Annotated in this window: 10 protein-coding genes; 8 read left to right on the top strand and 2 right to left on the bottom strand. The window is 39.6% G+C overall.

Going from position 1 to position 13,298, the window contains the following annotated elements; genetic code table 11:
- Positions 1 to 41: 41 nt before the first annotated feature.
- The gene (locus OQZ33_RS14055; RefSeq protein WP_265799654.1) at positions 42 to 611 is read left to right on the top strand and encodes a Crp/Fnr family transcriptional regulator; all 570 of its coding nucleotides are present in this window, start codon (positions 42 to 44) and stop codon (positions 609 to 611) included.
- A gap of 91 nt (positions 612 to 702) precedes the next feature.
- A complete protein-coding gene (locus OQZ33_RS14050; protein WP_265799653.1) occupies positions 703 to 1,137 on the top strand; it encodes a carboxymuconolactone decarboxylase family protein in 435 nt (144 codons plus the stop codon).
- Between the two features lie 38 nt (positions 1,138 to 1,175).
- On the opposite strand, the gene OQZ33_RS14045 is transcribed toward OQZ33_RS14050, so the two are convergent.
- Complete coding sequence (locus OQZ33_RS14045) at positions 1,176 to 1,964, bottom strand: rhamnogalacturonan acetylesterase (protein WP_265799652.1); 789 nt, start codon at positions 1,962 to 1,964, stop codon at positions 1,176 to 1,178.
- A gap of 221 nt (positions 1,965 to 2,185) precedes the next feature.
- Positions 2,186 to 3,817 (bottom strand): glycoside hydrolase 43 family protein, encoded by a 1,632-nt coding sequence (locus OQZ33_RS14040; RefSeq protein ID WP_265799651.1) that lies wholly within the window; start codon positions 3,815 to 3,817, stop codon positions 2,186 to 2,188.
- A gap of 286 nt (positions 3,818 to 4,103) precedes the next feature.
- Between OQZ33_RS14040 and OQZ33_RS14035 the strand changes: the two genes are divergently transcribed.
- The 6 genes from OQZ33_RS14035 to OQZ33_RS14010 all read left to right on the top strand — a co-directional run bounded on the left by OQZ33_RS14035 (position 4,104) and on the right by OQZ33_RS14010 (position 13,164).
- On the top strand, positions 4,104 to 5,060 hold the full coding sequence (locus OQZ33_RS14035) for a pectinesterase family protein (RefSeq protein ID WP_265799650.1): 957 nt from the start codon (positions 4,104 to 4,106) through the stop codon (positions 5,058 to 5,060).
- A gap of 159 nt (positions 5,061 to 5,219) precedes the next feature.
- Entirely contained in the window at positions 5,220 to 6,893 is a 1,674-nt protein-coding gene (locus OQZ33_RS14030) for a glycoside hydrolase family 28 protein (RefSeq protein WP_265799649.1), read from the top strand.
- Between the two features lie 5 nt (positions 6,894 to 6,898).
- The gene (locus OQZ33_RS14025; protein ID WP_265799648.1) at positions 6,899 to 8,830 is read left to right on the top strand and encodes a glycoside hydrolase family 88 protein; all 1,932 of its coding nucleotides are present in this window, start codon (positions 6,899 to 6,901) and stop codon (positions 8,828 to 8,830) included.
- 106 nt (positions 8,831 to 8,936) lie between these two features.
- The gene (gene pelA / locus OQZ33_RS14020; protein WP_265799647.1) at positions 8,937 to 9,953 is read left to right on the top strand and encodes a pectate lyase; all 1,017 of its coding nucleotides are present in this window, start codon (positions 8,937 to 8,939) and stop codon (positions 9,951 to 9,953) included.
- A gap of 51 nt (positions 9,954 to 10,004) precedes the next feature.
- Positions 10,005 to 11,501, top strand: coding sequence for a tagaturonate reductase (locus tag OQZ33_RS14015; RefSeq protein ID WP_265799646.1), 1,497 nt, complete (start codon positions 10,005 to 10,007; stop codon positions 11,499 to 11,501).
- Between the two features lie 16 nt (positions 11,502 to 11,517).
- On the top strand, positions 11,518 to 13,164 hold the full coding sequence (locus tag OQZ33_RS14010; RefSeq protein WP_265799645.1) for a UxaA family hydrolase: 1,647 nt from the start codon (positions 11,518 to 11,520) through the stop codon (positions 13,162 to 13,164).
- The last annotated feature ends 134 nt before the right edge of the window (positions 13,165 to 13,298 follow it).

Genomic DNA, 13,298 nt, shown 5'->3' with positions numbered 1-13,298 from the left:
GTTGTAATTATGCTTAAATTAGCATCGTTATAACACCGAGCATGTACCAGGCACTATTTACTCATATTAATAAATTTATAGGTTTGAGTAGCGAAGAAGAAGATATTCTTACTTCATTACTCAAATCATTTTCGTTTAAAAAGAAAGCTTATCTCCTCGAAGAAGGAGAAACCTGCCGGGCGAATTATTTTGTGGTAAAGGGTTGCTTAAGACTCTATTTTACCGACATTAAAGGTACCGAACAGACCACTCAATTTGCCATCGAAAATTGGTGGATCTCTGATTTAACCAGCTTTATCTTTCAAAAGCAATCAGATTTCTTCATCCAGGCGGCCGAGCAAACGGAAGTAATCGCTATCGAACATCATCACTATCAGGAAAAGTTTGAAAAGCTCCCGAAATTGGAAAAATACTTTCGGCTAATTTATCAGAAACTGCATCAAGCCTCACAAATCAGAATCAAATATTTGTATAGTCAAACTGCTGAGGAAAGATATACCAACTTCAACAAACTTTTTCCTGAATTTGTACAGCGGGTCCCGCAATATATGCTGGCTTCTTACCTGGGTTTTACGCCAGAATTTTTAAGTAAAATCAGAGCCAAACGGTAGGCCTAAAACACCCTTTTCATTTCTTAATCTACATTAAGTTTTTTGATTTTTTAAGTGATGACCTTTACATCGTAATCAAAAAACAAAAGAAATGGAAAATAGAATTAACATCCAAAAAGCAGAACCAGCAGCTTACCAAGCCATGTTTGGTTTAGAAAAATATTTATCAACAAGCACCGTAGATCCTATCGTTTTGGAGCTTATTAAAATGAGGGCTTCGCAAATTAATGGTTGTGCATTTTGTTTAAACATGCACTCGGCTGATGCACGCAAAATTGGCGAAACAGAACAGCGGCTGTACCTTTTAAATGCCTGGAGAGAAACAGCTTTATTTACAAAAGAAGAGGAAGCGGTTTTAGCACTAACAGAGGAAATAACCCTCATTACCAACCACGTTTCGAATGAAACTTACAACAAAGCAGCAAGCATTTTTGATGAAAAAACATTGGCTCAAATTATTATGGCCATTGTAACCATTAATGCCTGGAATAGAATTGCCATCAGCATCAAGTTAATCGTTAGTTAAACGCTAAAGTAAAGGCACTAAAGCATATTGGTGCCTTTTTAATTCAATTTCATTTTTTTAAGCTCCTCATAAACCAACTTGGCTACTTCTCTAGCACCCTCTGACTGAAAGTGGGTATTGTCTTTTTGTCCTTTTGGATAAGCCTCATATTTACCTGAATCCAAATTCATGAAATAGTTCTTCGTTACAAACTCATTTCCTTTTGAGGTGAAAAGCGCCGCTGAAAGTGCAGTTAAGTCAATAATGGCTACATTTAATTCTGCAGCAACATCTTTAACCGCCTGGGGATATCCGCCGTGAGCGCTACCCAACTTTCCATCTTTCCAGGGATAATTTCTGGTTACCGGCGTAATAAGAATGGGCACCGCACCTTTAGCTCTGGTTTCCCGCACATACATCCGAAGAAAACCTTTATAGCCCGGGATGTCGACATAGCGCTCTGGTTTATCTTTAGCGGCATCGTTATGCCCAAACTGAAGTAAAACCAGATCATTTTTATTCAGACTATCTGTCACTTCTTTCCACCGCCCTTCGTTAAAAAAGGTTCGGGTGCTTCTCCCACCTTTAGCTTTATCCACTACCAGTGCACTGTCGCTTCGTATTAAATTGCCCAGGTTTTTAAGGCTATCCTTTCTTAAAAACTGTTGAAAAACCTGGCCCCAACCCATCAAAGGAAAACGCTTTTGTGGATAATTATTTTCTAAAGAATAATCGGCAACGGTAGAATCGCCAATGAGATAAACTTTTACAGGGTTTGGCTTGGGGCTAAATGATATCAACGTTATTGCAACGGCCGTTGCGGCGATTATAAATCTATATCTTTTCATGCTTTCATTAAGATGTGTGTGATGAAAACTTTGGTTATTTGCAGCGTTTATTTACTTTTATTACGTGGTCTGTGTCCACACAGATCGCCTTACTATTTCAGTTAGCGAGAAAAAAAACTGCGTCAAGCCCCCGATTTGCCTCTTGAAAATACAAAGATTTCTCAGCTGCGCTCGAAAACGACATGGTTATTCCGTTGTCTAAACCCACACAGATCGCTTTGCTATTTCTCTACTCTAAACCAATCGTATTCAGCAATGCCCGAATCATTAATCTGCGTGTCCCTTATGGCAAACAAACCTACTTTTGCGCCAATCCATTGCCCTGCAGTTGCCTGAAATTCATCGCCAACATTACTGTAATTATTTCCATCTTCACTATAACTAAACTGGCATTTGGCGCCGTTTGAAACCTTAACTCTAAAATGAACAACACCAGATTTAAGCTTTGCGATTTCCTTTTCGTTCTCGGTTTTTCCTTTGTCGGCACTTTGGCAAACACCATAAACTAAATAAATACCATCTTTTTTACTTTTGATGCTCAATTTAGCATAGCTTCTGCCCATCACAACCAGCCCGGTTTGCTCGTTTTCTAACTTCGGATTTGGCTTAAAGTTTACTTTCGTGGTAACATTAAATTCATCAGCCGGAAACTTCTGCATCAACAAGTTCGGCACATCCCATAAGTTTTTAGCTTCGTCTGGAATTTTTGCCGTGTAAAGCTTTAGAACACTTTTATTAGCATCTGTGAAAAGCCAGGTAGGTTGTGGGTTTGCCTGCCATTGCCATTGCAAGCCCAATTGCCAGGAATTAAATTCATCACTTTCGGCAGGTGTTTCTATCGCATAAACCTTACCCACGTTCGGCTTTTTGTAGGTGAGTACAGGTTCGCCAATCCCATCACCATCTTTGTCTGCACCAATAACAGGCCAGTTGTTAATCCATTTCATGGGTTGCAAATGAACTACCCTTCCATAAGCGTCCTTATCCTGAAAATGCAAAAACCAATCTTCTCCATTTTGGGTATTCACCCAGGCACCCTGATGTGGGCCATTTACGGTAGATTTTCCCTCATCCATCGCCACCTTCCTTTCATAAGGACCATAAATATTTTTGCTCCTCAATATCAATTGCCAACCTGTAGAAACTCCTCCCGCTGGTGCAAATAAATAATAATATCCATTGCGCTTATAAACCTTGGGTCCTTCAATGGTTGGATCCAATTCATGTCCATCGTAAACAATTATTCCCGATTCGGCGGCTTTTAACCCGTCAGCAGTTAGCGGCATTACAGCTAAGACACTTTTAATTCCAGCTCTGCTTCCTGCATAGGCATAAGCCAAATAAGCTTTCCCATCTTCATCCCAAAACGGACAAGGGTCGATCAATCCTTTACCAGCGGCAACCAATTTTGGAGCAGACCATTCGCCCGTTATCGTTTTACATTTAGTTAGATAAATTCCGAAATCGGGATCAGGATAGTAGATATAAAATTCTCCGTTCCGGTACCGGATGGAAGGTGCCCAAACGCCATTTCCATGTTGGGTTTTTTCGAAATGTTCAAATGGGGGTTGGCGTTTTAGCGCATGACCAATAATTTTCCAGTTCACCAAATCTTTTGAATGTAAGATGGGAAGCCCTGGAATGGCATCGAAGCTGGAAGCAATCATATAGAAATCATCACCAACCCTGATGGCATCCGGATCAGAATAATCGGCATTGATCACCGGATTTTTATAGGTCCCGTTTCCCTGATCAGAAACCCAAACTTTAGAAACATAAGCTGCTTTCGGAGACTGTGAGAAACAATTCAGGTAAAAGTAAGAAGTAAAAATAAGGGTAAATAAGAATTTCATGATCAATTATATTTTGGTTAGAAAAACAATCTCGTCTTTGGAAAGCACTAAATATTTGCCTTTAAATAACGACTGCTCAAGCGCTAAGAACAAGATTAAACCTTTTTTTACTTTATCGCAACCCTTTACTGTGCAATCGTTCCCGACATCGTTTGCGGCATTTATAGTTCAGATTAGTTCGTTCAGAAAGCTATTTAATGTTTAAACTTGTTCATCACATTATTTTAAAAAAGAACTTGGAAATTTTATCCCAGCAGTGGCCATTATAATTATCTAACCAATCTTTATGAAAGTATTCATCTTATTTGTATTCACTCTTATTTCTTTAACAGCAGTTGCAACCCAGGTTAAGCCCGATTTCACCGTAGCGACTGATGGGAGTGGAAATTTTAAAACCGTGCAGGAAGCCATTAATGCAGTTCCTGACTTTCGAAATAAGCTTACTGTGATTTTTATCAAAAAAGGAATTTATGAAGAAAAGTTAATCCTGGCAGCTTCGAAGAAAAATGTAAAGTTTATTGGCGAAAACTTGAACGAAACCATTTTGACCTACGATGATTATGCTCAAAAGAAAAATGCCTTTGGCGAAGATAAAGGAACATCAGGTTCGTCGAGCTTTTATATTTACGGTGAAGGATTTTCAGCGGAGAATATCACATTTGAAAATTCATCTGGTCCGGTTGGACAAGCCGTAGCGGTTTGGGCTGGTGGAGATAAATCGACCTTTACGAATTGCAGGTTTTTGGGATTTCAGGATACGCTCTATACTTATGGAGCAAACAACCGCCAGTACTACAAAAATTGTTACATCGAAGGTACGGTTGATTATATCTTCGGTGCAGCAACTGCCTGGTTTGAAAACTGCACCCTTTATTGCAAAAAACAAGGATACATTACCGCGGCATCTACAGCTGATACCACAAAATACGGCTATGTTTTTAATAAATGTAAAATTACTGGCGATGCCGCAGCCAATAGCTTTTATCTTGGTCGCCCCTGGAGGCCTTACGCTAAAGTTGTTTTTTTAAGATGTGAACTTCCAGAAATTATCCGCCCCGAAGGTTGGAATAATTGGGGCAAAGAAAGCAATGAGCAAACGGCTTACTACGCTGAATACAAAAGTACAGGAAAAGGGGCAAACGCTAAAAAGCGGGTAAATTGGTCGCACCAACTCACCGAAACCGAGTATAAAAGTTACATTTTGGAAAACGTTTTCCGAGGATGGAATCCGGAAGGGAAATAGCTAACATAAGCAGCTGATTATCAATTCATAAATCATACTTTAAATATTCAATCTTGCTTTATTCTCCGGCAACGTTTGCATAGATTTCTCTTCGCTTTTAGCGGCAAACAACGTACACTTGTTATTACGATAACCAAGTATAATTTAACAGCACAAATAATGAAACATATTTCTGGTAGTTTATACCGTTCTAAAATCGCCCTCGCATGTATTTGTTTGTTTTCAGTAAGCGCATCAATGGCGCAACAGAAACCCAGCATGCCCGTTATCCAACAGGTAAATATCAAAGCTGATACCACTAGTATTGTAAGTTTTGGTGCCAAAGGCGATGGTGTTTCGTTAAACACAGAAAGCATTAACAAAGCTATTGCAGCGGTTAGTCAGAAAGGCGGCGGTGTGGTTTTGATCCCTGGTGGTTTATGGTTGACCGGTCCTATTGAACTTAAAAGCAATGTAAATTTACACCTCAAACGCGATGCTTTGCTTCAGTTTACTGATGATTTTAATCAATATAAATTAGTAGAAGGCAACTGGGAAGGACAGCCAGCATGGCGTAACCAAAGCCCTATTTCAGGTTTCGATTTAGAAAACATAGCCATCACAGGCTCGGGGATTATTGATGGAAACGGCGGCGCATGGCGCATGGTTAAACGTGATAAACTTACCGAATCGCAGTGGAAAAAATTAGTGGCTTCCGGAGGCCTGGTTAGCGAAGACGGCAAAATGTGGTATCCTTCAGAAAAAACATTAAAAGGATCGAAAACCAAAAATGCAGGTGTAGTTGCCGCAGGACAAAACACTGCCGATTTGCAAAGCATAAAAGATTTTCTTCGCCCGAATTTGCTGGTACTAACCAATTGCAAAAAAATTCTTTTAGAAGGTGTTACTTTTCAAAACTCTCCGGCGTGGAACCTACATCCTTTGCTTTGCGAAGACTTAACATTAAGAAATTTGCAGGTTAAAAACCCGTGGTTTGCACAAAATGGCGATGGTGTTGATATTGAATCTTGTAAAAATGTATTAATAGAAGGCAGCACTTTTGATGTTGGTGATGATGGGATCTGCATTAAATCGGGTAGAGATGAAGCTGGGCGTAAACGTGGCAAACCGACTGAAAACGTAATCATTAGAAACAACGTGGTTTATCACGCACATGGCGGTTTCGTTGTGGGAAGCGAAATGAGCGGTGGTGCTAAAAATATATGGGTTTACGATTGCTCATTTATCGGTACTGACATCGGAATTCGCTTTAAAACTACCCGCGGTAGAGGTGGTGTAGTAGAAAATATTTATATCAATAACATCAACATGATTGATATCCCTGGCGAAGCGATTTTGTTCGACATGTATTATGCTGCCGTTGATCCAATTGTTTTGGCTGGCGAAAAACGCGAAGCCATAAAAACAGTTGTGGTGCCGGTAACGGAAGCTACTCCTCAGTTTAAAAATATTTATATTAAAGATGTAGTGGCCAATGGCGCTGAGAAAGCCATTTTTGTTCGAGGTTTACCTGAGATGAACATTAAAGATATTTACATGGAAAATGTAACCATCCAGGCGAAAAAAGGTGTGGAAATTATCGAGGGTACCGGCATTTATTTAAAAAATGTAAACGTTATTACAGAGGATACCAATCCGGTGGTGAAAATTCAGAACGGCAACAATATCAACTTTGATGGTTTTAAATACAAAGAGGGTTCGGCCCTGCTGTTCGATATTTCTGGTGAAAAAACCAAGAGTGTTAAAGTTTCTGGAACAAATGTTTCGCAAGCCAAAAAACAATCAAATATTGGAACTGAAGTAGCTAAAAAAGCATTGGAAATCTCAAAATAACAAACATGAAGAAATCACTTTTATATATCGCCATTGCATTTTTAGGGTTTTCAATTCTATCTCAAAGTGTATTTGCTCAAAAGAAACTTTCTGAGCAGCTAACCTTAACCGCAATGGAACAATTATGGCAGGATACTACCATTTTAAAAGGCAAAAAAGGGCCAAAATGGTCGTATGATATGGGTGTTGTTTTGGAAGGTGCTGCTGCCGTTTGGCGCAATACCGGCGATGGAAAGTATTTCAAATACATCCAAAGTTCGATGGATGCCTATTTGGATAAAGAAGGAAACATCACTACCTACAAAGCAGAGGATTCTAATATCGATAACATTAAAAATGGCCGTGCTTTATTACTGTTGTACAAAGTTACTGGGCAGCAAAAGTATTTGCTAGCGGTTAATAAGTTATACGACCAAGTTAAAAAACAGCCGAGAACGAAAGAAGGCGGTTTCTGGCATAAAAAGATTTATCCTAACCAAATGTGGCTGGATGGACTTTACATGGCTCAACCTTTTTACGCAGAATACGCAAAGCTGATGAAAAAAGATGCTGATTTCGACGATATCGCAAATCAGTTTATCTGGATGGAGAAAAATGCCCGGGATGCAAAAACAGGTTTGCTTTACCATGGTTACGATGAAAGCAGAGAAGAAAAGTGGGCAGATAAAAAAACAGGTCTGTCGCCAAACTTTTGGGGCAGGGCAATGGGTTGGTATATTATGGCACTGGTTGATGTGTTAGATAATTTCCCTAAAGATCACCCAAAATACAAAGAGTTATTAGCCATTTTAAACCGCACAGCAACGGCAACCGTAAAATATCAGGATGGAAAATCGGGCGTTTGGTGGGACATTTTAGATATGCCAACGCGAAAAGGTAATTACCTGGAAAGTTCAGCCTCAAGTATGTTTGTGTATGGTTTAGCCAAAGGAGTGCGAAACGGATGGTTGCCACAATCGTTTATGACTGCCGCAAACAAAGGTTACACAGGTTTAAAGAAAGAATTTGTTGAGAAAGCTGGCGAGGAACGCATTAATCTGACTAAAACTGTTTCTGTTTCTGGTTTAGGCGGAAAACCACGTTACCGCGACGGAAGTTTTGAATATTACATCAGTGAAAAGGTAATTACAAATGACCCGAAAGGGATGGGTGCTTTCATTTGTGCTGCTGCAGAGATGGAAGTTGCTGCCTTGCCGAAACCTGGAAAGGGTTTAACGGTTACGGTAGATAATTTCTTCAACAACGAATATATGATAGGCCCAACAGGCGATAAAATTCCGTTCCACTATTTATGGGAAGAGGATGATAACAATGGCTTCTCTTTATTTGGTAAAGTATTTAATGATGCAGGTGTAAAAACTGCAACATTGAAAACTGCCCCGACCACAACAAATTTAAAAAGTAGCAACATCTATATTATTGTTGATCCGGATACGCAAAAGGAAACTGCTAATCCAAACTTTATGAATACTGAGCATGCCAAACAAGTTGCAGAATGGGTAAAAGCGGGCGGCGTTTTAGTATTGTTGTTAAATGATGTGGGTAACTGTGAAATTACCAAATTCAACGCGTTGCCAGAGCTGTTCGGAATTAAGTTTAATGAGGATAGTCGCAATAAAGTTCAGGGACAGAATTTTGAGCAGGGCGCAGTTAAAATTCCTGCAGGAAATTCGATTTTTAAAACAGCGAAGAAAGTGTACATCAAAGAGATTTCGACGATTGCGGCTAAGAGTCCTGCAGTTTCCGCTTTAACGGACAATGGAGATGTACTCATCGCGACAGCAAAATATGGTAAAGGAACTATTTTCGCAGTTGGCGATCCTTGGTTTTACAATGAATACATCGATGGAAGAAAATTGCCGGAGGATTTAGAGAACTATAAAGCTACTAACGATTTAGTAAACTGGCTGATCAAGCAAGTGCCTGGTAAGAAGTAAATAAACCACAGATAAACAGGATGAACGCAGATAAAATAGGACTAGTATACCCTGGTTTCAATTTGGGTTTATCTGTGTGAATGTGTGGTTGCATAACCAAACAAACATGATAAAAATCAAAACATTATTCACCATTTCTTGCAGCATTCTATTGGCTTCTTGTTATGCGCAAATGCCCACAGATTCTACTGCAGAAAAAATGCTGGTTTACCAACTTGGTAATGGAGGTTGGCCGAAGCAACTGGAAGATAAAAGTGTGGTTAATTATGGCGCTACTTTAACACCAGAGCTGTTGGCAAAAGTAAAAGCGACTACTGATAAACATGCTACTTTTGATAACAAAGCAACAAGTAGAGAAGTCGTTTATTTAATCGGCGCTTACAAAAAAACGGAGAATAAAGCCTACTTAATGGCCGCAGAGAAAGGCCTCGATTATATTTTGGCAGCACAATACCCAAATGGAGGCTGGCCACAATATTATCCCGACCAATCTTTATATCGATCGCAAATTACTTTTAACGATGATGCGATGATCAATGTTTTGAACATTCTGCGGGATATAACAGAGAAAAAAAATGATTTTGATTTAGTGGATCAAAGGTATGATGGCAGAGCCGAAAAGGCGATTGTAAAAGGCATCGATTGTATTTTAAAAACTCAGTTTAAACAAAATGGAGAGTTAAGCATTTGGGCGGCTCAATATGATAAGGATACCATGCTGCCTGCAAAAGCCAGAAACTTCGAACCGGCATCACTAGCTACAAGCGAATCAGTTGGTATTATACGCTTTTTGATGGGTGTTAAAAGTCCATCAGCAGAAGTTAAAAAATCCATTGCAGCTGCAGTGAAGTGGTTTGATACCTACAAAATATCGGGTTATCGTTTCGACAGAGAAAAAGGCAAAACTGCAGCATTGGTTCAGGATGATAGCAGCATGGCTTGGGCCCGGTTTTATGATCTGGATAAAAATGTTCCCATTTTCGGCGATCGCGATAACTCAATCAAGTTAAAGTTAGAAGAGTTGATTCCAGAGCGAAGAAATGGCTACGCCTGGTACGGTAACTGGGGCCAGAAATTAATTGAAAAGGAATACCCGAAGTGGTTAGCGACTAAGGGAAAATAATAATTAAAATCACACTTCGTGCCTTGGCGCTTGGTGATTAAACAATAAAATATGCTTTTAAACAAAGAAAATCTAAAAAACATCAGCGGAGAAAAGGTGATCAAGCCAACTGCTGAAATGTTGGAGTTACCAGAGAAGGTAATTCAATTTGGCACGGGCGTTCTGCTACGCGGTTTACCTGATTATTTTATCGATAAAGCCAATCATCAGGGCATTTTCAACGGAAGAATTGTTGTGGTTAAAACTACTTCAAAAGCTGGAGTTGACGATTTTGCTGATCAGGATAATTTGTATACGCTAAGTGTTAAAGGAATTGAGGATGGCGTTGAGGTTGAAGAAAACATGATAAATTCATCGATCAGTCGTGTTTTATCTGCAACATCAGAATGGGCAGAGATTTTAAAAACAGCACATCAGCCAGAATTGAAAGTGGTAATTTCGAATACCACAGAAGTTGGAATTGTGAAAAGCGAAGACAATATTACTGATACTCCACCACAATCTTTTCCGGGGAAGTTATTGGGCTTTTTGCATGAAAGATATAAAGCCTTCAACGGATCGGCAGAAAGTGGAATGGTAATCGTGCCAACTGAATTGATCAGCGATAACGCAGATAAGCTGAAAGAAATTGTGTTAGACTTAGCCGTTCAAAACAAGTTGGGTTGGGATTTTGAAAACTGGTTAAGAACTGCCAATCATTTTTGCAAAACATTAGTAGATAGAATTGTTCCCGGAAGACTGCCTGAAGCATCGCAAAAAGTATTGGAAGCGGAGTTGGGTTACACTGATGGCTTAATGATTATGGCGGAACCATTCAGACTTTGGGCCATCGAATCGGCGAGCGAAAAAGTGAAAGAGGTATTATCATTTGCTTCGGCTGACAAAGGCGTTTTCATCGTTCCTTCCATCGATAAATTTAAAGAACTTAAGCTTCGCTTGCTTAACGGTACACATACCATTAGTTGCGGATTAGCCATTTTAGCAGGTTTCCATACCGTTAAAGAAGCCATGGCAGATAAAGCATTCGCTAATCATGTTTTAAAATTGATGAAAGAGGAAATTGTTCCTGTGGTAGAAAGCGGCGACATCACCAAAGAAGAAGCATTAGCCTTTGCCGAAAGCGTTATCGATCGTTTCAGCAATCCATCTTTAGCACACCAATGGCATGCCATTACCTTAAATTACACGCAAAAATTGCAGATGCGTAATATGCCTCTAATCAGAAGATATTATGCGTTGAAAAATGAAGTGCCTCAATTAACTGCACTCGGCGTTGCTGCTTACATCATTTATATGAATGCTGCACAAGATGGCGATACTTATACGTCGACAATAAACGGAAAATCATTCCCTATTCAAGACGAATTTGCAGAAGTATTACACAATTACTGGAAAAACCCAGAAACTGTAGTAGACAGTACGTTGGGCGATAGAAGGCTTTGGGATAAAAACTTAAACAACTATCCCGGTTTTAATGCTGCGGTAAAATCTTATGTAGATTTATTACAAAATAAAGGTGCAAAAGAAACTTTGAGTAACTTGCACTAAGAAAGAACAAATTGAAATGGTTACTAGAATTTTAAAAATCCATCCTAACGATAACGTACTTGTTGCCTTGCAAGATCTTGTAAAAGGCGAAACCATTATACACGATGGGCAAGAATATACTTTACAGGACGATATTAAAGCTAAGCATAAATTTTTTATGCAGGATATGAATGCCGGAGATCACATCATTATGTATGGGGTTTTGGTTGGGAAAGCACAACATTTTATCCTTAAAGGCGGCTTAATGGATACTGAAAATACTAAACATGCTTCAGATCCTTATGAGTTTAGACCCTACCACTATGAGTGGCATGCGCCAGATGTATCCAAATTTGAAGGTAGAACTTTCAATGGTTATATCCGCAATGATGGTCGCGTAGGAACAGCCAACTACTGGTTATTTATTCCTACTGTTTTTTGCGAAAACCGCAATCTTGATGTAATTCGCGAAGCCTTACATAATGAATTAGGTTATACCGTAACAGATAAGTATAAAACTTATGCTCATCACCTAGTAGAAGCTTATAAAAACGGAGAAATCCTAGAAGGAGCAGATTCGAGCGCAATCGGACAAGCGAATCCTGCGGCTAACCGCATTTTTAAAAATGTTGATGGGATAAAGTTTTTGAACCATCAGGGTGGTTGTGGCGGTACACGTCAGGATGCCGCTGTATTGAGCAAACTCCTAGCCGCTTATGCTGATCACCCAAATGTTGCAGGCGTTACTGTTTTAAGCTTAGGCTGCCAGAATTTGCAGGTAAAAGATTTTGTTGATGATTTGAAATTGCGTTCACCAAATTTTGATAAGCCATTATTCATTTTCGAACAGCAGCAATCGCAAAGCGAAGAACAATTAGTTAAAGAAGCAATCAGAAAAACCTTTATCGGTTTAACTGAAATTAATAAAATTGAGCGTCAGCCGGCGCCATTAAGCAAACTGGTTTTGGGTGTGAAATGTGGTGGTAGCGATGGTTTTAGTGGCATTAGCGCTAACCCGGCAGTTGGCTATACTTCTGATTTATTGGTAGGCCTAGGCGGAACCGTTCTTCTAGCCGAGTTCCCAGAACTTTGTGGCGCCGAACAACAATTGATCGATCGGACAAAAGACGAAACTGCAGCACGTAAGTTTATCCAATTAATGACGGCTTACAATCAAGCAGCAGAAAACGTTGGCTCTGGATTTTTTATGAACCCCTCTCCAGGTAATATTAAAGATGGTTTGATTACCGATGCCATTAAAAGTACTGGTGCCGCTAAAAAAGGCGGAACATCGCCAGTGGAAGATGTATTGGATTATACCGAGCCTGCTACAAAACCTGGTTTAAATTTGGTTTGTACACCAGGAAATGACGTGGAAGCTACAACAGGAAAAGCGGCGTCAGGTGCAACATTGATTTTATTTACCACGGGCTTAGGCACACCAACAGGTAATCCGGTCTGCCCAACCATAAAAGTTTCTACCAATAATGCTTTAACTAAACGCATGGGCGATATTATCGATATCAACTGCGGCCCAGTGATTGAAGGAGAGAAAACCATTGAGCAAATGGGTGAAGACATTTTAGAATATTGCATTAAAGCCGCCAGTGGCGAAGTGATTCCGAAAGCTGTACTCTTAAATCAAGATGACTTTATTCCTTGGAAAAGAGGCGTTAGTCTTTAGTAGGGGGTTTGAGTCGGGAATATTTAGTCCGAAGTCCAACTTTCACAAACCGTCGTTGCGAGGCACGAAGTAATCTGATTCATAAGATTGCTTTGTTAATTTAGATAACGAGGGATATAAAAACAAAATCCGTG

Source organism: Pedobacter sp. MC2016-05, assembly GCF_026239735.1.
GTDB lineage: Bacteria > Bacteroidota > Bacteroidia > Sphingobacteriales > Sphingobacteriaceae > Pedobacter.
This window is presented reverse-complemented; position numbering and strand designations above follow the sequence as displayed.

What these genes read in the sequence shown, in the direction of transcription:
- OQZ33_RS14055 (WP_265799654.1), top strand. Translation starts at nt 42, where the DNA reads ATGTACCAGGCACTATTTACTCATATTAATAAATTTATAGGTTTGAGT.
- OQZ33_RS14050 (WP_265799653.1), top strand. Translation starts at nt 703, where the DNA reads ATGGAAAATAGAATTAACATCCAAAAAGCAGAACCAGCAGCTTACCAA.
- OQZ33_RS14045 (WP_265799652.1), bottom strand. Translation starts at nt 1,964, where the DNA reads ATGAAAAGATATAGATTTATAATCGCCGCAACGGCCGTTGCAATAACG.
- OQZ33_RS14040 (WP_265799651.1), bottom strand. Translation starts at nt 3,817, where the DNA reads ATGAAATTCTTATTTACCCTTATTTTTACTTCTTACTTTTACCTGAAT.
- OQZ33_RS14035 (WP_265799650.1), top strand. Translation starts at nt 4,104, where the DNA reads ATGAAAGTATTCATCTTATTTGTATTCACTCTTATTTCTTTAACAGCA.
- OQZ33_RS14030 (WP_265799649.1), top strand. Translation starts at nt 5,220, where the DNA reads ATGAAACATATTTCTGGTAGTTTATACCGTTCTAAAATCGCCCTCGCA.
- OQZ33_RS14025 (WP_265799648.1), top strand. Translation starts at nt 6,899, where the DNA reads ATGAAGAAATCACTTTTATATATCGCCATTGCATTTTTAGGGTTTTCA.
- pelA (WP_265799647.1), top strand. Translation starts at nt 8,937, where the DNA reads ATGATAAAAATCAAAACATTATTCACCATTTCTTGCAGCATTCTATTG.
- OQZ33_RS14015 (WP_265799646.1), top strand. Translation starts at nt 10,005, where the DNA reads ATGCTTTTAAACAAAGAAAATCTAAAAAACATCAGCGGAGAAAAGGTG.
- OQZ33_RS14010 (WP_265799645.1), top strand. Translation starts at nt 11,518, where the DNA reads ATGGTTACTAGAATTTTAAAAATCCATCCTAACGATAACGTACTTGTT.